This is a genomic window from Vibrio sp. N418, from assembly GCF_000222565.1.
Classification (GTDB): domain Bacteria; phylum Pseudomonadota; class Gammaproteobacteria; order Enterobacterales; family Vibrionaceae; genus Vibrio; species Vibrio scophthalmi.
Map to the genome: position 1 here is coordinate 134,100 of NZ_AFWD01000045.1, position 22,067 is coordinate 156,166.

Annotated in this window: 19 protein-coding genes; 8 read left to right on the plus strand and 11 right to left on the minus strand. The window is 44.7% G+C overall.

The features are described 5' to 3' along the window. Window positions 1–187: 187 nt before the first annotated feature. Window positions 188–1,678: a UxaA family hydrolase gene (locus tag RH86_RS09085; protein ID WP_009733743.1), complete on the plus strand. Its 1,491-nt coding sequence runs from the start codon at window positions 188–190 to the stop codon at window positions 1,676–1,678. A gap of 306 nt (window positions 1,679–1,984) precedes the next feature. Continuing rightward, entirely contained in the window at window positions 1,985–2,497 is a 513-nt protein-coding gene (sodC, locus tag RH86_RS09090; protein ID WP_009733744.1) for a superoxide dismutase family protein, read from the plus strand. An 86-nt stretch (window positions 2,498–2,583) separates the two neighbouring features. Here sodC and RH86_RS09095 read toward each other — a convergent pair whose 3' ends face one another. Continuing rightward, the gene (locus RH86_RS09095) at window positions 2,584–3,474 is read right to left on the minus strand and encodes a LysR family transcriptional regulator (RefSeq protein ID WP_009733745.1); all 891 of its coding nucleotides are present in this window, start codon (window positions 3,472–3,474) and stop codon (window positions 2,584–2,586) included. Between the two features lie 153 nt (window positions 3,475–3,627). Between RH86_RS09095 and RH86_RS09100 the strand changes: the two genes are divergently transcribed. Continuing rightward, window positions 3,628–4,056, plus strand: a complete 429-nt coding sequence (locus RH86_RS09100; protein WP_009733746.1) for a PACE efflux transporter — start codon at window positions 3,628–3,630, stop codon at window positions 4,054–4,056. Window positions 4,057–4,145: 89 nt separating this feature from the next. Here RH86_RS09100 and RH86_RS09105 read toward each other — a convergent pair whose 3' ends face one another. Then, a complete protein-coding gene (locus tag RH86_RS09105) occupies window positions 4,146–5,720 on the minus strand; it encodes a glutathione synthase (protein WP_223296334.1) in 1,575 nt (524 codons plus the stop codon). A 479-nt stretch (window positions 5,721–6,199) separates the two neighbouring features. On the opposite strand from RH86_RS09105, the gene RH86_RS09115 reads away from it, so the two are divergent. Next, on the plus strand, window positions 6,200–6,946 hold the full coding sequence (locus tag RH86_RS09115) for a phosphatase (RefSeq protein ID WP_005596456.1): 747 nt from the start codon (window positions 6,200–6,202) through the stop codon (window positions 6,944–6,946). An 80-nt stretch (window positions 6,947–7,026) separates the two neighbouring features. On the opposite strand, the gene RH86_RS09120 is transcribed toward RH86_RS09115, so the two are convergent. From RH86_RS09120 to RH86_RS09135, 4 genes are all read right to left on the minus strand, one after another. Further along, the gene (locus RH86_RS09120) at window positions 7,027–8,157 is read right to left on the minus strand and encodes a DUF4056 domain-containing protein (protein WP_009733749.1); all 1,131 of its coding nucleotides are present in this window, start codon (window positions 8,155–8,157) and stop codon (window positions 7,027–7,029) included. An 8-nt stretch (window positions 8,158–8,165) separates the two neighbouring features. Further along, window positions 8,166–9,278, minus strand: a complete 1,113-nt coding sequence (locus tag RH86_RS09125; protein ID WP_223296336.1) for a BamA/TamA family outer membrane protein — start codon at window positions 9,276–9,278, stop codon at window positions 8,166–8,168. A gap of 245 nt (window positions 9,279–9,523) precedes the next feature. Further along, a complete protein-coding gene (locus tag RH86_RS09130; protein WP_005596452.1) occupies window positions 9,524–9,985 on the minus strand; it encodes a DUF2059 domain-containing protein in 462 nt (153 codons plus the stop codon). A gap of 161 nt (window positions 9,986–10,146) precedes the next feature. After that, the gene (locus RH86_RS09135; protein ID WP_009733751.1) at window positions 10,147–10,527 is read right to left on the minus strand and encodes an STAS/SEC14 domain-containing protein; all 381 of its coding nucleotides are present in this window, start codon (window positions 10,525–10,527) and stop codon (window positions 10,147–10,149) included. 405 nt (window positions 10,528–10,932) lie between these two features. On the opposite strand from RH86_RS09135, the gene RH86_RS09140 reads away from it, so the two are divergent. After that, window positions 10,933–12,003 carry a hypothetical protein gene (locus tag RH86_RS09140; protein ID WP_223296335.1) on the plus strand — a complete coding sequence of 357 codons (1,071 nt, stop codon included), beginning with the start codon at window positions 10,933–10,935 and terminating at the stop codon, window positions 12,001–12,003. Between the two features lie 104 nt (window positions 12,004–12,107). On the opposite strand, the gene RH86_RS09145 is transcribed toward RH86_RS09140, so the two are convergent. Then, window positions 12,108–12,767: a Bax inhibitor-1 family protein gene (locus RH86_RS09145; protein ID WP_174269652.1), complete on the minus strand. Its 660-nt coding sequence runs from the start codon at window positions 12,765–12,767 to the stop codon at window positions 12,108–12,110. Between the two features lie 92 nt (window positions 12,768–12,859). Continuing rightward, window positions 12,860–13,189 carry a zinc ribbon domain-containing protein YjdM gene (locus RH86_RS09150; RefSeq protein ID WP_009733753.1) on the minus strand — a complete coding sequence of 110 codons (330 nt, stop codon included), beginning with the start codon at window positions 13,187–13,189 and terminating at the stop codon, window positions 12,860–12,862. A gap of 200 nt (window positions 13,190–13,389) precedes the next feature. On the opposite strand from RH86_RS09150, the gene RH86_RS09155 reads away from it, so the two are divergent. Together RH86_RS09155 and RH86_RS09160 are read left to right on the plus strand one after the other, a co-directional pair. Next, window positions 13,390–14,049 carry a CatA-like O-acetyltransferase gene (locus RH86_RS09155; RefSeq protein ID WP_009733754.1) on the plus strand — a complete coding sequence of 220 codons (660 nt, stop codon included), beginning with the start codon at window positions 13,390–13,392 and terminating at the stop codon, window positions 14,047–14,049. A 237-nt stretch (window positions 14,050–14,286) separates the two neighbouring features. Next, on the plus strand, window positions 14,287–14,859 hold the full coding sequence (locus RH86_RS09160; RefSeq protein ID WP_009733755.1) for an AcfA family outer membrane beta-barrel protein: 573 nt from the start codon (window positions 14,287–14,289) through the stop codon (window positions 14,857–14,859). 116 nt (window positions 14,860–14,975) lie between these two features. Here RH86_RS09160 and RH86_RS09165 read toward each other — a convergent pair whose 3' ends face one another. The 3 genes from RH86_RS09165 to RH86_RS09180 all read right to left on the minus strand — a co-directional run bounded on the left by RH86_RS09165 (window position 14,976) and on the right by RH86_RS09180 (window position 20,391). Further along, window positions 14,976–18,128, minus strand: a complete 3,153-nt coding sequence (locus RH86_RS09165) for an efflux RND transporter permease subunit (protein WP_009733756.1) — start codon at window positions 18,126–18,128, stop codon at window positions 14,976–14,978. Window positions 18,129–18,137: 9 nt separating this feature from the next. Next, window positions 18,138–19,283, minus strand: coding sequence for an efflux RND transporter periplasmic adaptor subunit (locus RH86_RS09170; RefSeq protein WP_009733757.1), 1,146 nt, complete (start codon window positions 19,281–19,283; stop codon window positions 18,138–18,140). Between the two features lie 892 nt (window positions 19,284–20,175). Then, the gene (locus RH86_RS09180) at window positions 20,176–20,391 is read right to left on the minus strand and encodes a VF530 family DNA-binding protein (protein WP_005596436.1); all 216 of its coding nucleotides are present in this window, start codon (window positions 20,389–20,391) and stop codon (window positions 20,176–20,178) included. Window positions 20,392–20,722: 331 nt separating this feature from the next. On the opposite strand from RH86_RS09180, the gene RH86_RS09185 reads away from it, so the two are divergent. Continuing rightward, complete coding sequence (locus tag RH86_RS09185; protein ID WP_009733759.1) at window positions 20,723–22,054, plus strand: tetratricopeptide repeat protein; 1,332 nt, start codon at window positions 20,723–20,725, stop codon at window positions 22,052–22,054. The last annotated feature ends 13 nt before the right edge of the window (window positions 22,055–22,067 follow it).

The following is a 22,067-nucleotide window of genomic DNA, read 5'->3' on the forward strand; positions in this document are numbered from 1 at the left end:
TTTAGGTGTTTTTTATCGGTATTTTATTATTAGGAAAATTGTTTAATTTGCGTAAAAAAGCCATACAAGCTGATAATATTGCTCTATATATTAAATATTGGTGAAAATTATCGTTTTTTATTTGATTAAAAGACAGGCACCAATATAAGATAGCCACGTCGGACGGGATCACTTAATTGGGATACCCATGAAACAGTTCATAAAAATCAATGCCAAAGACAATGTCTTGGTATGTCTTCACTCTCTTGTTGCTGGACACACACTGGATGTTGATGGCCAACGCATCACCCTGACGCAAGACGTTGACCGTGGTAGTAAGGTCGCCTTAAGCCAAATTACCGCCGGTGAAGATATCGTCAAATATGGCGGCTCTATTGGTTACGCCACCGAGGACATTAGCGTCGGCGAATGGGTGCACACCCATAATATCAAAACCAAATTGTCAGAGACGGATAGTTACCAATATCTACCTAATTTCCACTCTATGAAACCCTCTCACCTAGCTGAGCGCTTTTTTGATGGCTATCAAAGATCCAATGGAGATGTAGCCATCCGTAATGAAATTTGGGTAATTCCAACCGTTGGCTGCGTCAATGGCATCGCCCAACAAGCCGTTAATCGTTTTAAACAGCGCTATCCTGATCTTGAGTGTGATGGTATCTACTTATTTCCCCATAACTATGGCTGCTCGCAACTGGGCGATGATCACGACAACACCAAAACCATCCTCGCCAATATGGTTAACCATCCTAATGCCGGTGGCGCACTGGTAATTGGCCTTGGCTGTGAAAACAATCAGATAGGCCCGTTTAAAGAGCATGTCGGAGAAGTCGATGAGCAACGAATTCGCTTTATGATTGCACAGAACGAGCAAGATGAAGTGGAAGTGGCCATGACCCATCTAGAAGCGATCTATCAAAGTGTAAAGCAAGATAAACGCACTAATATCAGTATCGGTAAACTGCGCGTTGGACTTGAGTGTGGTGGCTCTGACGGCTTATCAGGCATTACCGCTAACCCACTATTGGGAGAGTTCTCGGATTACTTAATTGAACTTGGAGGGACATCCGTACTAACCGAAGTTCCCGAGATGTTCGGTGCAGAACATCTGCTTTTTGAGCGTTGTATCGATAGACCGACATTCGACAAAGCGGTCAGTATGGTCAACGACTTCAAACAATATTTTATCGACCACAACCAGCCTATCTATGAAAACCCATCACCGGGCAACAAGAAAGGTGGTATTTCAACCTTAGAAGATAAGTCTATGGGTTGTACTCAAAAAGCGGGCATGAGCCCTGTTATTGGTGTCCTAAATTATGGTGAACGCTTAACCAAACCGGGTTTAAACCTGCTTAGCGCACCGGGTAATGATGCCGTGGCCACTTCAGCTCTGGCCGCTAGTGGTTGTCACATCGTATTGTTTACCACTGGCCGAGGCACCCCCTACGGTGGTTTTGTCCCGACGATCAAACTCGCGACCAACTCTGAGCTGGCAACCAATAAACCACATTGGATCGACTTCAATGCAGGCTCGTTAGTGGAAGGCGTAGAAATGGCAACATTGCTTGAGCAATTTGTCGACTATGTGACAGCTATCGCCAGTGGAACACCAACCAATAATGAACGTAACGATATACGCGAATTAGCAATCTTTAAATCAGGGGTCACGCTTTAGTCGTTCGATTATTAGAGCTTCACTTGTCGCTTCGATACACTGGCTACCGAAGCGACTCCTCTTTAATCGACACCATTTCACTCCTCAAACCACTGACTAATCTCACTGCGATGCTCTCTAGGCCTTGTCCTGATTAGGGTTGCTCTTACATCGATAAAAACGATTAATTTTGCAGCAAAAACTCATTTCCTCACCATACTTATTGGGTGCTATTTATAGCTCCGAACCACAGCAAGATGGTGATGTCACTGCGACATTGTGGTTGATTGAGCATCAAGCTCGATACTTTCAAAAAGGAAAATAATAATGAAATACAAACTATTACTTGCTGCTTTATGTGTGACTTCTACTGGTGTATTAGCGGAAGAACTTAGCGTTGAAATGATTGACTTAAATAGCGGCAATTCTGCTGGTACGGTTGTCATCACAGAAAGTGAATACGGCACCGTATTTACACCACAACTAACAGGCTTAACGGCTGGATTACATGGCTTCCATGTCCACTCCAACCCATCCTGTGACAGCTCGGAGAAAAATGGCAAAACCATCATTGGTGGTGCCGCGGGTGGGCACTATGATCCTGCGAATACTGGTAAACATGGTAAACCTTGGACAACGGATAACCATCTAGGTGATTTACCCGCGCTTTACGTTGATATGGATGGCAATGCCAATCAACCGGTATTGGCACCTCGAATTAAACTGGCCGATCTCGATGGCCGCGCTTTAATGATTCACGCTGGCGGTGATAACCATGCCGATCACCCAGCGCCACTCGGCGGAGGCGGTGCTCGCATGGTGTGTGGTGTGATTAAATAAAACCGCTAGTCCACCAAATTAATGAGGCCCTCTGAACCGACGTGTCCCCCTACTCGATAGGTTCTAAGGGCTTTTTTTACCTTCAACTAGCGAGTCACTGCCAGCTTTGTCGCTTGCAATGCCGCAATGAAACTCTCCAAAACGGGGCCTGATGAGTGGCTGCGAGACACTAAGCAACCAGCCGTGGTTAGCCAACCATCTTGTTCGTGAGTCACCGGCAACGCAAGGAGCTTACCTTGTTCAACCAAAGGAGTGGCAATTAACTCCGGGATCACTGCCCAGCCGATACCTTGGCAGGCTAACTTGGCTAACATTTGGTGGGTATTGGCGTACCAAAAGTTAGAGCTAATGCCATAGCTAAACCACAGCTCTTTTTGAGATGCACTGCGGTGAACGATTTGGCGATGCGCTTTCAAGTCTGAATCTCGCACGCGCGTTAAGTTCGCTAACGCATGTTCTGGCGATGCCACGGTTAAAAAACGCATTTGGCCTAGGGTGAAAAAATCCATATCTTCACGTAATTCACCATCAGCAAAGATAATACCCACATGGGCTTTATTGCTGCGCACCGCCTCTTCCACATCGAAGGTCGCACTGATCGTGAGATCAAAATTAGTGATCGGAAATTGTTCCGCTAATTGGGTCAATATTGCTAGCAATTCATCAGTAACCAAACATTCATCAATCGCTATAAATAACTCATTTTCAATCGATTTATCCAACGACTCTACTTTTTGGTCGAAGTACTGCTGCTGGCTCAAAATCGATTTCGCGATAGGCAACAGAGCATGGCCCGTCGTGGTTAATTTGGGAATGTTCTTATCACGGGTGAACAGATCTTGGTTGATGGCAAGCTCTAGATTCGCCACTGATTGACTCACCCCAGATTGGGCTCGTTTGAGTTTACGAGCTGCGGCAGAAAACGAGCCGCACTCACACACGGTGACGAAAATTTTAAGTTGCTCGAAGCTGTACATGATATGACCTATTCAAAGTGCGATATTGAGTGTGTGATAGTGTAATGCCAGCCAAGCTATCACGAAGTGTGATGGATGTTAACTTTCTTTCTATTAAGGAATCCGCATAATCGCCGCCTCTAAAGTCGAGACATTATTTTATTGGGGGAGTTTATGAGTCGATTAGAGCGTCTATTTCACGCCATTACATTTGAGGTACTAGCGGTATCATTGTCGATTATTGGCCTAGCGATATTTACCGATCATAACGTGAGCCACTTATCAGGAACCATGATAGTTGTCGCCACTATTGCCATGATTTGGAACGTCATATTTAACTGGATCTTTGATAAGTTTGTTCCGGGAAAAAAAGAGAAACGTTCACTGAAAACCCGAATTGTGCACGTATTGCTGTTTGAAGCTGGCTTGCTGTTCGCCACGGTGCCTGTGATGGCTTACTTATTGAAGGTCAGCCTTGTTGAAGCACTCATGATGGATATTGGCGTAACCCTCTTTATCACCCTCTACGCCTTTGTTTTCAACCTCGCTTATGATCATATTCGCGCTTACATCGTCGCGAGAAAAACACCGGCACTCGCATAGACAGAGTAAAGCAAAACCCGAGTTAACGATTAAGCTGAACTCGGGTTGTCATCTCTCTTTTCTACTTAGCGTTGTTCTATCATGGCCCGCTAGTCAATCAGCGCCAACGAATCCAATATGCCTTGACCGCTATGAATGCCGCCTTCGTTTTCACTCGCAGGTTTACTGCGGATCAAGTACCCCGCATAACCATCAAAGTCCGTCACGGGCTGGCCTTGATAGTGCGCGGTAAACAAACCAATTTCGCTAACCAGATCCGTCACTAATGTTGCTTTACTATCACGAACTGCAACCGTTGGCGTTTCTCTTTCATGAGGATATAAGCGTTGCATCAACGCCCATGCATCATATTCTTCCACTTTAAGAGTGGCCAATTTCGCACTAATCTCAGCGGCAAAGATACAGTGTCCACCACCCTCTCCTTGGTTTTTAAGCACCCACTCTTGCTGGTTGGCGTGCGTGTTAAACCACGCAATGCTTTCTGTGGTGATCGGTTTCATTTCCGCCAACACACTTTTCACCAAGCGTGCTTCTTCAAGGCTAAAACCCCAGCGCGTGTATTGTTCCGCGCTCATCATCGTCAACAACATCTGCATCGATTTACTGGTCGCCAATTGCTGACTTACCGTGGCATTCACCGCAACATAATGCTGTTCTATAAACACGCGAGTTTGGCTAAGGGTATAACAGCACTCTTGTTCTTTCAGTTCTGGAGCGCAGTAGTCTTGATATTGGTAGCCTGCCCGCAAATAGACTGAATCAATCGCGCCAACCCCTTCTAGCATGAGTCGCGGCTTATTGGCACCATTCGGTGTATCATCACTGTTTATCTGAGTACTTAACTGGCCACTTAGCTGGGCAAAGGTCCGTCTGACAGTGCGGACACCTAAGTTTTGCAGTGCCACTTCCAACAAGTGTTGATCATAAACATTATCTTCATCTGGCTGTACTACCATCAAAAATGTCGGCTTATTTGACTCAGCGGCATCATCGCCCAAGAAGTTATCTCTTACTTCACGCGCTGCTGTTGCAATCGCTAGTGCAAGTTGTTCCATCCCTACGTTATCGGCGGGTATTGCCTTAGGATCCACCACCCATGACTGGATCGCTTCTCCCCATTGCTCCGCAATAAATTGATGTAATTGCGTCGCACGTTGGCCAAATGGTGCCATGCCTGCCGCAATACCGTTGAACTCAATCACTTTTGCGCCTTGATGACGATCATCCATAAAATCGGTACGCATCAGCAGTAGAGGCTGACGCGGGGCGAAAAGCGCACCATCACTCACCTTTGGATGATGTTGTTCTTGGTGATGCTTATACAAATGCCCGTGTAACTGAATATGCAATTTCATCAACAGACCAAAAAAGGGATCCGCTTGCGCCATCGTCGCTAAGCTCTGTTGTAAAAACACATGATCTTCAGACACATTGGATATCAACTTTGCAATCAATGGCGTGACATGACGAAGGTGTTGATAGGTGGAACGCTGCATGGTGGTTGGCGCAATACTAAACGGACAATGCCTTGCGGTATTGTCTGCTTGTTTAAATGCGACACCATGCATTATTGCCCATTCACAAGCCTCATCTATCACTTGTTTCGGTATCAGTGCCGTAATGAGTGGCTTAATTGAATCCATCGTCAAAGGAGTTTGTTTCATCTTTGTCATTCACAAAATAAGGTAATCATCTCTAAGACGAGCACCAACCAAAAAAGACGGCGCGAGTGTAAGAATTTTTTAGGCGACTGCAAATAGAAATCATCACAAGGAACACAAATAGCCACAAACAGCAAAGAAGCTGACAAAGAGATATAGCCAAGCAAAATGCGATGACGTGCAATCATTAAGTCACAGAATTGCAATCTGTTTTTTTAACTCATTGCTACGGATTAAAGATGCCGATCGACTCGAATAAGTATAAAATTCACTCGTCGCTATATTGTCATTATAGCGCGTAACATCGCCATCAAAGGAAGCATGAGGGGTGACCTGAGATCAGATGCGGTGAATATGCGAGAAACGATGGATGTTAAACATTCATCAAGGCTCATGTATTCAGTTCAAGCCATTCGGTATTTACTATTATTCGCTGTAAAAAGCGAGTTTGCCGTAACTACCCTGAATTTCCCGAGGTAACTATGGAAATCGTGATTGATACTCACACACATACGCTGGCAAGTGGCCATGCGTACAGCACGCTGCTCGAAAATGCCGCAGCCGCCCATCGTAAAGGATTAAAAATTCTCTGCACTACCGATCACGCCCCTGAAATGCCGGGCGCGCCCCACTACTGGTTTTTTAATAACCAACGAATTATTCCGCGCTTTTTAAATGAAGTGGGTATTATTCGTGGCGTCGAAGCCAACACTTTGAACACCAATGGTGATATCGATTTGCACGCAACGACCGATCAACATTTAGATTGGATAATGGCCAGCTTCCATGAGCCTGTCTTCCCACCAGCCAGTGAAGCAGAACATACTGAAGCGTTAATCAATGTGATTAAAAGTGGTCGTATTGATGCCCTTGGTCACCTTGGGAATCCTAACTTCCCGTTTGATATTGAAGCGGTCCTAACTTGCGCTAAAGAGCACAACGTCGCGATTGAAATCAACAATTCTTCACTGCTCGGCCACAGCCGCATCGGCAGTGTTGAACGTTGCGATAACATCGCCCGTATCGGTAAAGAAATTGGCGTTTACTTTACCACCGGATCTGATGCGCATTTCTGTGAAGATATCGCCAATCTTGATTTGGCGATCGCACTGCTTGAAAAATACCAAGTAGATGAAGAGAAAGTCATCACATCAAGCACTAGCCGCTTCTTAAATTTCCTCGTGTTACGAGGCCGCAAGCCAATCGCTGAGTTTGCCGACCTTTACTAATTTAATTGCCTTAAACGTTTAAACGAAAACGCCCCTCTATCTTTCGATAAGGGGCGTTTTTAAATCGTTAAAAGCGCTAACTAAGGGCGAACATTTTGATCCGCTTGCTGAGCAAAATCTGCCAAACGTTGGAATTGTTCAGGACGCCAAATCGCTTGTTGATTGATTGTATTTGGGAGAGCAGAAAATGCGTTGTCTTGATCATCGGAATGAAGCTCTAAACTCACCCACTCTTCAATTCGCTGCTGATCAGCAAAACGATCCTCAAGCGATAACGCGTGTACAGAGCCTGAGAAGTTTGGCATCAGATTAAGCGCTAAATGATAATCACGAAACAACACCACCCACTTATCTGGCAAGCGCTTATCGCTGTCCCACCAAACGCCATCCAATTGCTGTAACTTACTTCTTGTGACCGATTTAGGCTGCGCTTTTAACTTAATCAGTTGATTGGCAAACGCGATATCCATCGCCTGTGAAAACTGGGAAGCCGTCAGATTCGGCTGCGCCACCAGTATCTCTTGCGCCAATCTCGCACCAAGCATATTGGAATAGAGATCTTCAGAAGAAAAGGCTGAGGCGTACTCTTTAAACCCCGTCACTGAGACCATACCAAACCACTGTGCAATTTCATGCCACTGCGCCAAACGAAACGCAATTAACGCCGCAGCTTGCGCACTGCGTTCAACACGTTCAAATTCAGAGAGAGGTCTCTCTTGTTTATGCCATTGAATGCGACGACTCTTTAGCTCTGATGGCAACGTCAAGTAGCCATTGTGTCCTAGCATCTGACGATTGAGTTGAAACAAATAGTAGCTATAGTCTGCTGTGTCGCGCACGTGGGCAGTATCAATAAACCCACCCAGTTCAGTAAAAGTGATCCCATTACGTTCATCATTAAACCCCAGCAAACTGCCAGAGACGGACTCGCTACCATCATTGTAACGGTGAGAACCAATGTCCGTTGGATCAAGGACATTTTCTAATGAAAAGAATGGTACAGGAACACTGCCTAACTGCGCTTTTAGATCAACCCCAAAGGCACAACAAGGGCGCACACCAACAGGCGCTTTTAACGCTGAGAGCGCCTCTTGATCGATCGAATCTTGTGATAGGTTTAAGCTTTGTAAAGTAATTTCATGTGCACTGAGGGTTTGATAGGCCAATAAGCCGCCGCAAAAACTGAGCAATAACAGTCCGACTTTTTTCATCTCACACCTCAGAATGCTTCATTTATCTGAAAATAAAACCCACGGCTCTCTTTACCGACACCTAAATCAATTCGCACGTTGATGCGCGCCTTAAAGGCAAAGCGATAGCCCAACCCCACACTTGGCAACCAATCACTTTCAAACAGTTGCGAATAGCTTGGAGCAACATTACCACCACCAAGCCATGCAACCACACCGTGGCGCCCTGACACCGTATGGCGGAGTTCAATTTGAGTCGAAATCTGATGTTTATCGCGGTATTGGCCTTGATAGTAGCCCCGCATGCGTTGATCATCGCCAAGCTGCGCATAATCAAACCATGGCGCATCACCAATAATCGATTGTGAATAGACTTCCATCGCAATGATGGTTGCCGTAGACCAAGGCTGGTAATGGCGAATATTGGCAACAATGTTGTCATAGCCATTATCGCTACCGAAGCTATCGCGGTTTGCAATCCATTCAATATCAATAAGCTGACCTCGTGTTGGGTTAGGCTCGAAGTCTCGCGAATCATATTCCAATCCCACGAGAGCACCACTACTGACTATGGCTGAACTTGATAGCATCTCTACTGGCAAGCGATCGCCATCAACCCCTTTTACATTGCGATAAGATTGGTACTGCCAACCCAATTTAGCGTAAGTATCGGGGAAGATCTCCACGGCAATCTTGGGACTAAATTGAACGCGCTGGCCTTGATATTGTATTTTCTGATCGTCATTTTCCGCCGCGTGTCGGCCAATCCCCCAGTAGTAACCTGGAGTATGACTGATCCAGGCTTCGCCTAGTAAACGCAGAGTATCATGACGTAGATAAGTACGGTTATTAACACCTAAGCCATAAGAGCCTGATGTCGAAGCGTAAGAAGTGAGTGTGAGAGTAGAATAAGGATCATCTTGCTGCCAATCATAAGGGGTATACAAGCCAACCGCTGCAACACCGATACCAAAGCCTTGTTCTGGGTTAACAAATGGCCCTGGTAACACTCCCCAGTCAATTAATTTGGATTCATCAACCGTTTCGCTAGACCCTAAGTCAGTCAGCAAGTTATCAAACCAGCTATCCTCACTCGGCTCTGCGATGAGTATAGGAGAGTAGAACAAGGCAGAACTAAACATCGCAGCATAAGCAGCTTTTGGCAATGACATCAACCCCATCCTTCCCTGTAAAACAAATGAGTGGGCAAAGGTGGCATTGATAACCGATAACGCACTCTAACTAAACCAATATTATCGCTTAGAATTAAATAAGTAAACTCATAAGTTTACTTTGGTTGTATCGCTAACGTCCAACATAATAAAGGCTCAGTTCTTGCGAACTGAGCCTTGGGAGATAAGTCTTTTAAAATATGAGTAACGAATGACTAATTTTGCGCTGCTTGAATACGCTCTGCTTCTTCTTTAATCATTTGTTCTAAAATGTGTGCGTTTTCCATCACTCGCTTCTGGCCAATTTCCGCCCCTTGCGCTGTTAGCATTGGCGAAAGCTTCAAAGATTTCTGACCTGTAGGAGACTGTAAAAATGCAGCCAGTTCATTGAGTTCTTGCTCGGTATAAGCGCTTTGATATAGCTGAGCAAAATCGTCTCGCAAACTATCTCCACTCATATAGGTGTTAAAAAACTCTTTCATCGTACCTTGAAATGGTTGTAGTTGAGGCTGCGCTTGTAATTGTACCGCCAACATGGAATCGATAGTTTCCGACATCAATTGATTGAGGTTCATCGCATCAATCAAATCATAAGCGGCTTCTTTATGTGAATTTGCCCATGTATTCGCGGAGAGAAAGACACATAAAACAACTAATCCTTTCTTGACGTATCGCATCGTATATCCTTATTTCATTATGACTCAATAACACTCCAAGCGAGTACAAAAAGTACGATAAGCCATTGTGTTATATATATTTAATAGCCAGTAAAAATAGCACGAATTGATCTCAATGTTAAATTGGCAGCGTGTTTTTCAATCTAAATCACTCTTCGCAACTAGTTACCGTCCATTAACCAAGCGACCGCTTCGTCATACTCTTCAAAAGAACGAATCTCACCATGAATAAACCAACTCCCCACCTTAGCAGCCCATTCTTGCCAACCATGTGAACCGTACAAGGCCACGCGTTCAAATTCCGAACCATGACTCATACCAAGTTTAAAATCATCCCAAGCCGCTCTCACCTCCCAGCCTTGAAACTCAGTCGCATCAAAAAACACATTCACTTTCGGTTGTTCAATTTTCGCCAATGCGGCATCCAACATGGGAACGAGTCTTTGATAATCATCGTGAGTTAGCTTTCCGACTGCTTTAATCGATAAAAAAACATCATCATCGACTCTATCAAGGCCGATAGAAATTCCATGTTTATTCATAATTCACCTCTGTGCTAGACCTTGTTCTAATTTAGTACAAAATTGCGCAAATAGAGGAAAATGAAAAGCCATATTTCGGTAAACAAAGTATGTAAATCTCAGCCATAGCCGTGCGACCCAATAACAAAAAACATTGATAATCTTATGCTAACTCTTATCTCAGAAAAAATCTAAACCATTGAAAATAAAGCCATAACAATTGAATGTTAACGATAAATCCAATACGATAGGCGACAATTATGGGGCTCAAGCCCAACACAAATAAGAGAATCCAACTTGACTGTTAGTAAGATAAATAGAAAAACAAAATTACTGATTGGAATCAGCGCTTGTATCATAGTGGGTGGCGGGATCACTTACACTCTCACCAAACCCTACTTCAAAGAAAGAGCCCGCATAGCGCTCTTGGCGGAACAACTGGATAGACAAGACAGTGCGAAAGAGTGGCACTATACCTACAGATTTGAATTTCCTAATAATCTGAAAGTAGCCGATTGGAATACGGAAAACCTAGAAGTGCCACAAATTTTATTTACCGTTGCAAATAGTGAAGATAAAACCAAACTCAGCTATTGGGCACTCAACGTCAATGGCGGAGAACCACAACTGCTTATCCCTGAAGGTCAATTACCGCCACCGCCTGCTCTAGGAAAGGGCGCCCGCGACAGCGCCAGTTATATGAGCCGCTCTCCTAATGGACGCTATATGGTTCTTCCACTCTCTATCGGCGTCGTGCTTTATGATTTAGCGACTCAAGAAATCACAAAACTCAATGACGAAGAGTTCACGTGGAATGCTGAGTACCTTTGGGCAGCCGATAGCAGCCAGGTCATCGTAAAAAATAGTGACTTACTTGTGTTGGTGAAGTTGCCTAGTAAAGAGATTCTTGATTTTTTTGAGGTCAATGATCCTGAAATTGAGGAGATATACTACTCTCCTCGCGATTACAACATTGTCTTCAACCGAGCAGAAAACCGCATCTATCTTCAAGAAAGCGGACATGGCTTAACGTGTATTGTTGACGCTACAACCTTCAAAGTGATTGAGCGTAAACAGTACCTTCCAACTCGATATCAATGCAATGTTGAAGCAAGTAAGTTCGGTGATAGTTACATGTGTGATGGCCATGGCGATGGCCGTGTCTTTAGCTCACAAGCCCCAAATAACAAGATAGCGACCTATTCGCCAGCTGAGCATATTGTCTCTCTAAACGGAGGGGATGTGTGGTATACCAATCAATACTATCATCGCCTCATTCGCAGACTCGCCCAAGCCACCCCAGAAAGCCCAACCCTAAAAATGAGTTATAGTTACCTAGGCTACCAGAATGGGGAGCTTGTCTATATCTCACCGAAGAGCTTTGCTTTTAGCCGTTATGTCATCGAACATGCTGATAGCGAAAAATGGCGTGATTTTCTATACCCACTGCCCAGCCATGAAGACCTAAAGAAAGCCTTCGATACACTTTATGACTGATCAATTCGACCGAGCTAAGTCATAGCGAGCTAAGCCACACTAAAAGATTGAGTGGCTTAGCTCTTAATCGCATCTAGGGCTCGAAGTAATACGTAAATAAGAGACTATTTACGTCCCATAATGCGTAGAATACGTAGGAACAAGTTGATGATGTCCATGTAAAGCGCCGCAGCACTATCGACAGCATTATCTAAGGTTTTTGGGATCTGATTTGCGCGCCCCCAGTCATAACCGATGTAACCACAGAAAATTACCGCAACAGCCCAATCTATCCACGCTTGATGAATGCCCAAAACGAAGATTTGAAACAGCTCAACCACAATCACGGCGAGCAGCGCGATGGTCAATGCACCAGCAATCTTAGCGAAGAAGTTCGGGAATAGAGTGCCAAGTATCATCATCACCCCAGTAACAAGCCCGGTCACTTGAATTGCCGATAACACCAAGGCGGGATCGTATTGGGATACCACCATATTAATGATTAGGCCAAAAGGCACCACCACGAAGTTATAGCCTAGAAAGCTGACTAACGGATTCGATGACGACCGAAAGAGATAAATACCGATAAAACAGCTAGCAAAATAGCCGATGAAAAAGACCCAAGGATTGATCGATGCAATCACCTCGACGGGAATGGCTGAAACCATTAACCAGTTGATCCAAAACCCCCAACACAATACAGCGCCAATCGCCAAATTATAAAGGCGTGCACTAATTTCTGGCTCACCAGTAAAGCCACGTTCAAATACGTTATCTTCCATTATTACCTCACTTCCTTACTCTTGATTTATATCGTCGCTACTCTTTAACTATATTTCTATACTCATAGATAACAGAAAATAGTGACCAACATTCACTACGCTTTTTTGACAAACTTCGCAGTCACCATCATTTCACCAGCGCCATCTACTTTGCAATCCAGTTGATGATCTTTACCTTCAACAATGCGTTTAATCACCGCTTTGGTGCCAATTTTAAGCACCAGCGAGCTACCTTTCACTTTGAGGTCTTTCGCAAGTGTGACTTTGTCACCTTCAACCAACAAGGTACCGTTAACATCTTTGATATTTAGACCTTCTTCGACCTCATCCGGATTCCACTCATGCGCACATTCCGGACACACAAGATTGTTTTGATCTTGATAAACAAACTCAGACTGACAATTTGGACAAGCAGGAAAAGACATAACACACCTTCAATCAATAAACTTATTGCACATGGTAATGGCTCTGATACGTCTTAGCGAGGGGATTGTGTGCATCGAACATTTCAATCGTATTTTGCGAGTTCTCAATTACAAAACTTCACTAAATTTTAGTTCTCTTCTCCCACCACTATCAATACAATCGCAACGGTTAAAATCATTGAAACTCATAGGGAAATCACATGGCGTATCAAGTGCTGGATGTCAGCCAATGGGCGCGTGCCGAACACTTCAAGTTCTATCAAGGCTTTAGTCATCCTTGGTATAACATCTGCTCGAATATCGATGTTTCTGCGCTATACCAATATTGTAAGCAACATAATCATCGCTTCTTTCACGCCTATCTCTATCTAACCCAGCAAGCGTTGAATCAATGTGAGCCGATGGCTTATCGATTGGTCGGTGAAGAAGTGCGTATCTACTCACCAATGCAAGTCAGTGTCGCTTTACTCGCCACCGATGACACAGTGAGATTTTGTGATTTAGACTACCACGCCGATTTTGCTCACTTTACAACGAGTGCGACCGACGCGGAAACTCGCATTAAGAATACGCCATTTATCTTAGAGCAATTCATTGGCCAGGAGATGAAGCAAAACACCATTCACCTCACCGTATTGCCATGGATTGATTTCACCAGCATGAGTCACGCGAGAGATGTTAACTTCCCTGATAGTGTGCCGAAGATGGCGTTTGGTAAGTTGGTGCAGCAAGGCGAACAATGGCGCATGCCATTATCGGTTGAAGTGCACCACGGCTTAATGGATGGCTTGCACGTAGGGCAATTTCTCCAAACACTACAGCAACTCTTTAATGAGCCAAGACTGCTTGATATGAATTAATTCAGTTTGCTTTATTTTTTGGGCGAGTGACTCAACTCGCCCAACTCACCACTATGTCAGTCAATCGATAATATCCGAACATCGGTATGCGAACCTGACCATCATCACTCCTTTGACTAACCCAATGAGCGCGTGAGAATTTTCTGACATTCAACCGCACAAATATGCAGCGCTCACTAGTTAACTAATTCAATCGCAACCCATAAAATACGGCGCTTCAGTTACTGGATTGATTCTATGAAGAAATATTGTTTTTCCCCACTGCTTGTTTGCGCATTGCCCGCGTTTGCTTCGCCTTATATTGGTTTGGAAGTGGGCCGTGCGACGCCCCATCACGACATCACTGTGTATGACCTGGCTAGCGAGCAAAAACTCAGCCCTGATTCAACCGACGGCTTTATCACATTATTGGCTGGCTACCACTTTGATAATAATTTCGCACTTGAAATGGGCTATCAAAAAAATTATCACTACCATGAATCTGATAGCAGCAATCTGTGGGATGTGTCATTAGAAGCTAAGCAATTTTCGTTAATGCCCGTCTATGCCCTATCGCTGACTAATAGCCGCGATTGGAGCTTAAAGATGAAAGCAGGGGCGACCTATACGCAATATCAGCTTTCTGCCACCAAAGCAGGTGCAGATCCCCTCCATGCCTCCAAACAGAGCAATGAGCTGGGTATGGTTGGTGTGGTTGGCATTGAATATCACCTAACCGACAATGTATCGATAAGTGCTAACTTCAAGTACCAAGCCGACAGCTTCTCAAACATGAGCATGATGGCATTGGGTGGTCAGTACGACTTCTAATCTACCCGTTGGCTTGGCTTCATCTCTCCAGGTTTTTGTGCTCTTCACTATGACACAAAAAAAGGGTCGACTTAGTCGACCCTTTCTATTTTTGCTATCAACAGATATCGCGGTTATTACGCTTCGTTTGTCTCTGGTGTTAGCTTGCGCTTACGACGCTCTTCGCGCTCACGAGGGCTAAAGATACGCTCTACCACAACAAAGAAAAGCGGTACAAAGAAGATACCTAGGAAGGTTGACCCCACCATACCACCTAGTACACCTGTACCGATTGCGTTTTGCGCACCAGAACCTACGCCCGAACTGATCGCAAGCGGTACAACACCCAAACCAAAGGCTAGTGACGTCATCAAGATAGGACGCAGACGTACACGTACAGCGTGCAATGTTGCTTCCGTTAGGCTTGCACCTTTTTCGTAGTACTCTTTAGCAAACTCAACGATTAGGATCGCGTTCTTGGTTGCAAGACCAACGGTTGTCAGTAGACCAACTTGGAAGAATACGTCGTTTGGTAAACCGCGTAGGTTCATCGCCACAATCGCACCAATCACACCAAGTGGTACAACCAGTACCACCGCAAACGGTACAGACCAACTCTCATAAAGAGCCGCCAATACTAGGAATACCACGAGAATAGACAGGGCATACAACGCTGGCGCTTGGTTACCAGATAGACGCTCTTCATAAGACAGACCGTTCCATTCAATACCAAAGCCCGGCGGTAATTGCGCGGCAAGATCTTCGATGATATCCATCGCAGCACCGGTACTAAAACCTTGCACTGCCGCACCTTGAATGTTCACCGACGGTAGGCCGTTGAAACGCTCTAGACGTGGAGGACCAAACTCCCAAGTACCAGTTGCGAATGCTGAGAAAGGTACCATTTCGCCTTTGCTGTTACGTACGAACCATTTGTCTAAATCTTCAGGTTGCATACGGTATTGATCTTCACCTTGAACCATTACCTTTTTAATACGGCCACGGTCGATAAAGTCATTCACGTAAGAACCACCCCATGCAGAAGCTAATACCGAGTTAACTTCAGCAATGTTCAGGCTTAGAGCGCGCAGTTTGGCATGATCAATATGCACTTGGTAAATTGGCGCGTTTTCCTGACCATTAGGACGTACACCAACAAGATTAGGGTTTTGTCCTGCCATACCCAATAGTTGGTTACGGGCCGCAATCAATGCTTCATGACCTTGGCCACTACGGTCTTGTAGGTAGAAGTCGAAACCACCCGCAGTACCTAGCTCCATTACAGCTGGCGGAACGAAGGCAAATACCATCGCTTCTTTGATCTGCATGAAAGCGCCCATTGCACGGTTAGCAACAGATTGTACGTCAGTACCTGGTTCAGTACGCTCATCCCATGGTTTTAGGTTGATGAACGCCATACCCATGTTTTGACCCATACCCGCAAAACTAAAGCCTGCTACCGAGAACACAGATTGAATCGAATCTGACTCTTGTGTGTTTAGGTATTGCTCAACTTGTTCCAACACTTTAATCGTGCTTTCTTGAGACGAGTTAGCAGGCAAAATAGCTTGTGCAAACATAACACCTTGATCTTCATCTGGAAGGAAGGCGGTTGGCATGCGAACAAATAGGTAGGCAGTACCGATAGTGATCGCGAGGAACACCATGAAAGTGCGGCCAGTACGCTTAATGATGCTTGCTACACCTGATTCATAACGGTCGGTGTTACGGTCAAACCAGCGGTTAAATGCACCAAAAAAGCCTTTATCCGTGTAGGCATGACCTTTCTCAACTTGCTTCAGCATCGTGGCACAAAGTGCCGGCGTAAGAATCATTGCCACCAACACTGACAAGGCCATTGCTGATACGATGGTAATCGAGAACTGACGGTAAATTACACCAGTAGAGCCTGACATAAATGCCATTGGTACGAATACCGCAGACAGTGTTAGACCGATACCAATCAATGCGCCAGTGATCTGGTCCATCGATTTACGTGTCGCTTCCAAAGGCGTACAGCCTTCTTCCGACATAATACGCTCTACGTTCTCTACTACGACGATCGCATCGTCCACCAGCAAGCCGATGGCCAGTACCATTGCGAACATCGTCAGCGTGTTTACCGAGAAACCTGCAACAGCCAAAATACCAAACGTACCCAATAGTACCACTGGTACCGCAATCATCGGGATCAGGGTCGCGCGGAAGTTCTGCAAGAACAGGTACATGATAATAAATACCAGTACAATTGCTTCTAGCAGAGTTTTCACAACGCCTTCAATCGAGCTGCTTACGAACGGTGTAGTATCAAATGGCACAACCATTTCTAACCCAGCAGGGAAGAAAGGTTCTAGTTCAGACATACGGTCTAAAACAGCTTCTTTGGTTGCCAATGCGTTCGCACCAGCGGTTAGCTGAATTGCCACACCAGAAGCCACTTTGCCGTTGTAGAAACCACGCGCCATGTAACTTTCTGCGCCAATTTCAACTTTCGCAACATCACTCAATAGAACTTGTGCACCGGTTGAGTCCGATTTCAATACGATATTGCGGAACTCTTGTGGTGTTTTCAGTAGCGACTGAGAAGAGATCGTCGCGTTAAGCTCCTGTCCCTGCACTGACGGCGTACCACCTAACTGACCTGCTGATACCTGAGCATTTTGCTCACGGATCGCGCCGATAATATCGTTGGTAGTCAAGTTGTACTGGTTAAGTTTTAATGGGTCTAGCCAAATACGCATAGCGTATTGAGCGCCAAACATTTGAATGTCGCCCACACCCGCAACGCGGCTTAGCGGTTCTTGAATGTTCGCCGCCACATAGTCGCCTATGTCAGCTTCGTCCATCGAACCATCTTCTGATACAAAACCCAGAACCATCAGGAAGCCACTACCCGCTTTGTTTACGCTTACACCTTGGGCTTGCACCACTTGAGGTAGCATAGGCATCGCTAATTGCAGCTTGTTCTGTACTTGAACCTGCGCAATATCGATGTCTGCTTCAGCATTAAACGTTAGCTTGATTTGCGCATTACCAAAACTGTCACTCTCAGCAGTGATGTAGCGTAAGTGGTCAAGACCTGTCATACGCTGCTCAATTACCTGTGTAATTGAGTCTTCCACCGTTTTTGCCGATGCGCCAGGGTAGTTCGCGCTGATCACCACCGTTGGCGGCGCAATACTTGGATACTGCGATACCGGCAAGCTAGTGATAGCAAACACACCAGCCAGCATGATGATAATCGAGATTACCCAAGCAAAGATCGGGCGATCAATGAAATAACGAGCCATCTTCAGTCCCTATGAGCTTGCTTTTGTATCGTCAAGCACGCTTGCGTTAACAGACGCGCCCGGACGGATCTTCTGCAGACCTTCGATAATGACTTTATCGCCATCTTTTAAGCCAGAAGAGATCAGCCATTGGTTGTTGATCACTTCTTCCGTCGTCACAACCCGTGATTCAACTTTGTTTTCAGCGTTCACAACCATTGCGATACCTTCACCGCGCGGGTTACGAGTCACTGCTTTTTGTGGCACAAGAATCGCAGTTGGATCAGTACCAACCGTGACGATAGTTCGCACGAACATACCCGGTAGCAAAATGCCTTCAGGGTTTGGGAACTCCGCGCGTAATGTCACAGCGCCGGTGTTTTCATTTACCGTTACTTCAGCAAACTTCATCGAACCGGTGTGTGGGTAAACCTGACCATCTGCTAGCACAAGGCGCACTTCTGCCGTTTCTGGCTGGCTTAGTTGACCACTGGCAATACGCTGTTTCAAACGCAGCATTTGTGTGCTTGATTGCGCAATATCGATATTGATTGGATCAAGTTGTGAGATTTTCGCTAGAGCTTGTGGCTGGTTAGCTGTCACAAGAGCACCAGGCGTCACGCTTGATTTACTGATTTGACCCGCAATTGGCGCTTCTACCTTGGTGTACTCAAGATTGATCTCAGCATTATTGATTGCGGCTTTTGCCACCGCCACGCTCGCTTGCGCTTCTAGGTAAGCAGCTTGAGCTTGGTCAAAATCTTGTTGGCTGATCGCTTTGGTTTTTAAAAGCTCTTTAAAACGTTTTGCCGTCGCGCCAGTTGATGCCAACGCTGCTTCTGCACGTTTTAGCTCAGCTTTAGTGCTGATCAAGGCCGCTTTGTAAGTCGCATCATCAATTTGATATAACGATTGGCCTTGTTCAACGTAACCACCTTCGGTAAAGCTACGCGCAAGCACGATACCATTAACTTGCGGGCGAACTTCAGCTTCCATATAGGCACGGCTTCGACCTGGCAATTCCATAGTAATCGCTTGAGGTTGGCTCTTAAGTTCGATGATGCTTACTGGAACCGCTTGCGCACCTTCTTGTGGTGCGGCGTGTGATGACATATCACAACCAGAAATCCACAGGGCAGCAGCAATCGCCGAAGCAATCCTAAGTTTGTTGTTCATTTAATCTCCAATATAAACACATTACGACTCAAGCAAAAATTGATGCACCAAACCAAATTATCGTCAGGAACACCTGAACTTCACAATTCAATCCAAAACACCATTAGGAATTAGAATAAACGCTTGAGTGCAATTTTCTTTACTATCCAAGTGGTAAGCAAGAGCGCTAAATATGCCACAAATACAAAAATCAATGTAGATAAAAATACCCAGAATAAGCATAAATTAATCAAATTATTCACTTCACATAAATTTAAACAAATAAAATTAATAATCTCGATTAAATATACTTATCGCCGTATTTTTCCCTTGCATCAAGAAGATAAGTGTGAGCAGACCAAGTGGCCATGAATCTCTATCAAACTGACACAGCGCAAATCCCATCCAATTGATTTATATAGATAAATAAAAAACCAATCACTGATATAGCTTTATTATCAAAAGTAATTCTGATAATTTAAAAATAGTTACAGATATTCCATTGACGCTAAAGAAATCATTTGGACTAACAAACATTACGACAATTTTTAGTGGACATTAGATTTAAACTGTGAACAAAGCCACATAATAAAATCCAAAAACTCCGCCTTAAATAGCATAACAATGCATGTTTAAATCACATTTAAAGTCAAAACAAAATATTGCTATAACGTGACGGTTTTAAGCATCATATTTACGTAAATTTACGCAATGACAGAAAGTAAGCTCTATGAGATAGGAAAGTCGTTACGAAAAGAAACCAAGTGAGAAGCAAGAAGCGAGAAGTAGAGAGAACAGCACTTAGTTCACAAGAGCATAAGGCAAATCGTGGGGGATATAGCCAGCCGGATCTCCAAAAGTAAACATTTGGCGCTAGGCTCTCGCCAAAGTGAGAGCCTAGTACCTCAAACCGTTAGCTGAAAGTATCAATATACAGAGCTTCAACTTTGTCGCGAGCCCATTGGGTTTTACGCAAAAACTTCAAAGAAGACTTAATTGAAGGATCACTATTGAAGCAATTGATACGAATTCTTTGGTCCAGCCCATTCCAACCGTAGTGTTCAACTAAGCGAGTCAGAATTTTTTCAAGACTTAAGCCATGTAATGGATTGTTTGGTTGTTGGCTCATTGAGCAGTTTCCTAAATCAAGATTGAGATCATCGTTATCACAACGAGGCAGCGCTACGCTCAGTAGCAGCTTGGATTAGGTGATTTTAACAGATAACCCATCATTCCCTATCGAAATTAATTCAGCAAATCCTTCTATACCCGTATAGAGCGCATAAAGCAGCACATAGCCAAAAAGATTTAGTGTGTTCAATCTCAACGATCACTGTATAGTTTTCAATAAAAACAACACTTTGCTTACTCTTCAACACACTATATGATCACGTAAATTTATATAACCGTCAGTCCTTGTGTACGTTACGGTTCAACCATACAGGTCTAATAAAAAGAGCATGAAAGGTTTTATTCTAGCTATGACATTGCTGATTAATCCCATTTTGGGATGTACTCATTACGCGATAGAGCACCAAACAGGTAAAGAAACTTATGACCTTGGTGTTCAATACTATTTTGGCAATGGCGCATCAATAAATAAAGAGAAAGCCTTCGAACTATTCAGCCAAGCCGCCACAGATGGGCACAGTGAAGCTCAATATTACCTTAGCCATATGTATTACTTTGGTGAAACAACACCAGTAGACAAAGCACAAGCAACACGGTGGATGGAACAAGCGGCAGAGCAAGGCAACGGGCGTGCCCAATACCATCTCGCGACGATGTATTATCACGGTGATGGTATTAGTGAAAATCGATCTATGGCGTTTCACTGGTATTTAAAGGCGGCGGAACAAGGCCATGCCAAAGCACAGCTTAACGTCGGTAGAATGTTGGAGTTTGCTCAAGGAGTAGAAGAGAATCTCCAGCAAGCACTGGAGTGGTACCACAAAGCGGCTGAGCAAGGTAACGCTGAAGCACAATATAACATGGCGACAATGCTTGCTTATGGCATCGGTACCGATGAAGATCTAGGAGCAGCGTTATATTGGTATTATCAAGCTGCCGAGCAAAACCATCTTGAAGCTCAATACAGCGTAGCGTTAATGCTGGAGCTTGGTAAAGGCGTCGAAAAAAATAAGTCCGAAGCAATAAAATGGTATCTGATCGCCGCACAACAAGGTCATGCTGAGGCTCAGTTTAATTTAGCTATGATGCTCTATTTCGGCGCTGATATAGAGGAAAACAAACCCGACGCTTTCACGTGGTTCCTTAGGGCAGCAGAGCAAGGTCATGTGGAAGCACAGTATAATGTTGGCATGATGTACGATTTTGGTCTAGGCACAGAGCCAAATAAGACTAAGGCTTTCATTTGGTACCACCATGCCGCTGAGAATGGCCATGCCGACGCCCAATTTAGCTTAGCGTCGTTGTACGAACTCGGCGTAGGCACTCCCGTTAACAAAAAAGAAGCGTATTTCTGGTACGTCAAAGCGGCGAAACAGGGATCGGTAGCGGCGCAATATAATCTCGGTGTGATGCTAGAAGCAGGCAAAGGCATTGAGCAAGATATGAATGAAGCGATCGCGTGGTATACCATGGCGGCAGAACAAGGTGATGCTGAATCCCAGTACATTCTCGGTACGCTATATCACTCAAACCTCGAAGATTTTGAAAGCAAGCAGTTAGCAATGATGTGGTATCAAAAAGCCGCCAAACAAGGCCATGAAAAAGCACAGCAAGCCCTACTGGCGAAAGAGTTTGAAATGGCAGCATCTAAGGTTCATTAACGCATTGTCATTT

Coding starts and splice junctions, on each gene's coding strand:
- RH86_RS09160 (WP_009733755.1), top strand. CDS start 14,287: ATGAAGAAATATTGTTTTTCCCCACTGCTTGTTTGCGCATTGCCCGCG.
- RH86_RS09155 (WP_009733754.1), top strand. CDS start 13,390: ATGGCGTATCAAGTGCTGGATGTCAGCCAATGGGCGCGTGCCGAACAC.
- sodC (WP_009733744.1), top strand. CDS start 1,985: ATGAAATACAAACTATTACTTGCTGCTTTATGTGTGACTTCTACTGGT.
- RH86_RS09170 (WP_009733757.1), bottom strand. CDS start 19,283: ATGAACAACAAACTTAGGATTGCTTCGGCGATTGCTGCTGCCCTGTGG.
- RH86_RS09105 (WP_223296334.1), bottom strand. CDS start 5,720: ATGAAACAAACTCCTTTGACGATGGATTCAATTAAGCCACTCATTACG.
- RH86_RS09125 (WP_223296336.1), bottom strand. CDS start 9,278: ATGTTTAGTTCTGCCTTGTTCTACTCTCCTATACTCATCGCAGAGCCG.
- RH86_RS09180 (WP_005596436.1), bottom strand. CDS start 20,391: ATGAGCCAACAACCAAACAATCCATTACATGGCTTAAGTCTTGAAAAA.
- RH86_RS09095 (WP_009733745.1), bottom strand. CDS start 3,474: ATGTACAGCTTCGAGCAACTTAAAATTTTCGTCACCGTGTGTGAGTGC.
- RH86_RS09115 (WP_005596456.1), top strand. CDS start 6,200: ATGGAAATCGTGATTGATACTCACACACATACGCTGGCAAGTGGCCAT.
- RH86_RS09100 (WP_009733746.1), top strand. CDS start 3,628: ATGAGTCGATTAGAGCGTCTATTTCACGCCATTACATTTGAGGTACTA.
- RH86_RS09085 (WP_009733743.1), top strand. CDS start 188: ATGAAACAGTTCATAAAAATCAATGCCAAAGACAATGTCTTGGTATGT.
- RH86_RS09130 (WP_005596452.1), bottom strand. CDS start 9,985: ATGCGATACGTCAAGAAAGGATTAGTTGTTTTATGTGTCTTTCTCTCC.
- RH86_RS09185 (WP_009733759.1), top strand. CDS start 20,723: ATGAAAGGTTTTATTCTAGCTATGACATTGCTGATTAATCCCATTTTG.
- RH86_RS09135 (WP_009733751.1), bottom strand. CDS start 10,527: ATGAATAAACATGGAATTTCTATCGGCCTTGATAGAGTCGATGATGAT.
- RH86_RS09150 (WP_009733753.1), bottom strand. CDS start 13,189: ATGTCTTTTCCTGCTTGTCCAAATTGTCAGTCTGAGTTTGTTTATCAA.
- RH86_RS09120 (WP_009733749.1), bottom strand. CDS start 8,157: ATGAAAAAAGTCGGACTGTTATTGCTCAGTTTTTGCGGCGGCTTATTG.
- RH86_RS09165 (WP_009733756.1), bottom strand. CDS start 18,128: ATGGCTCGTTATTTCATTGATCGCCCGATCTTTGCTTGGGTAATCTCG.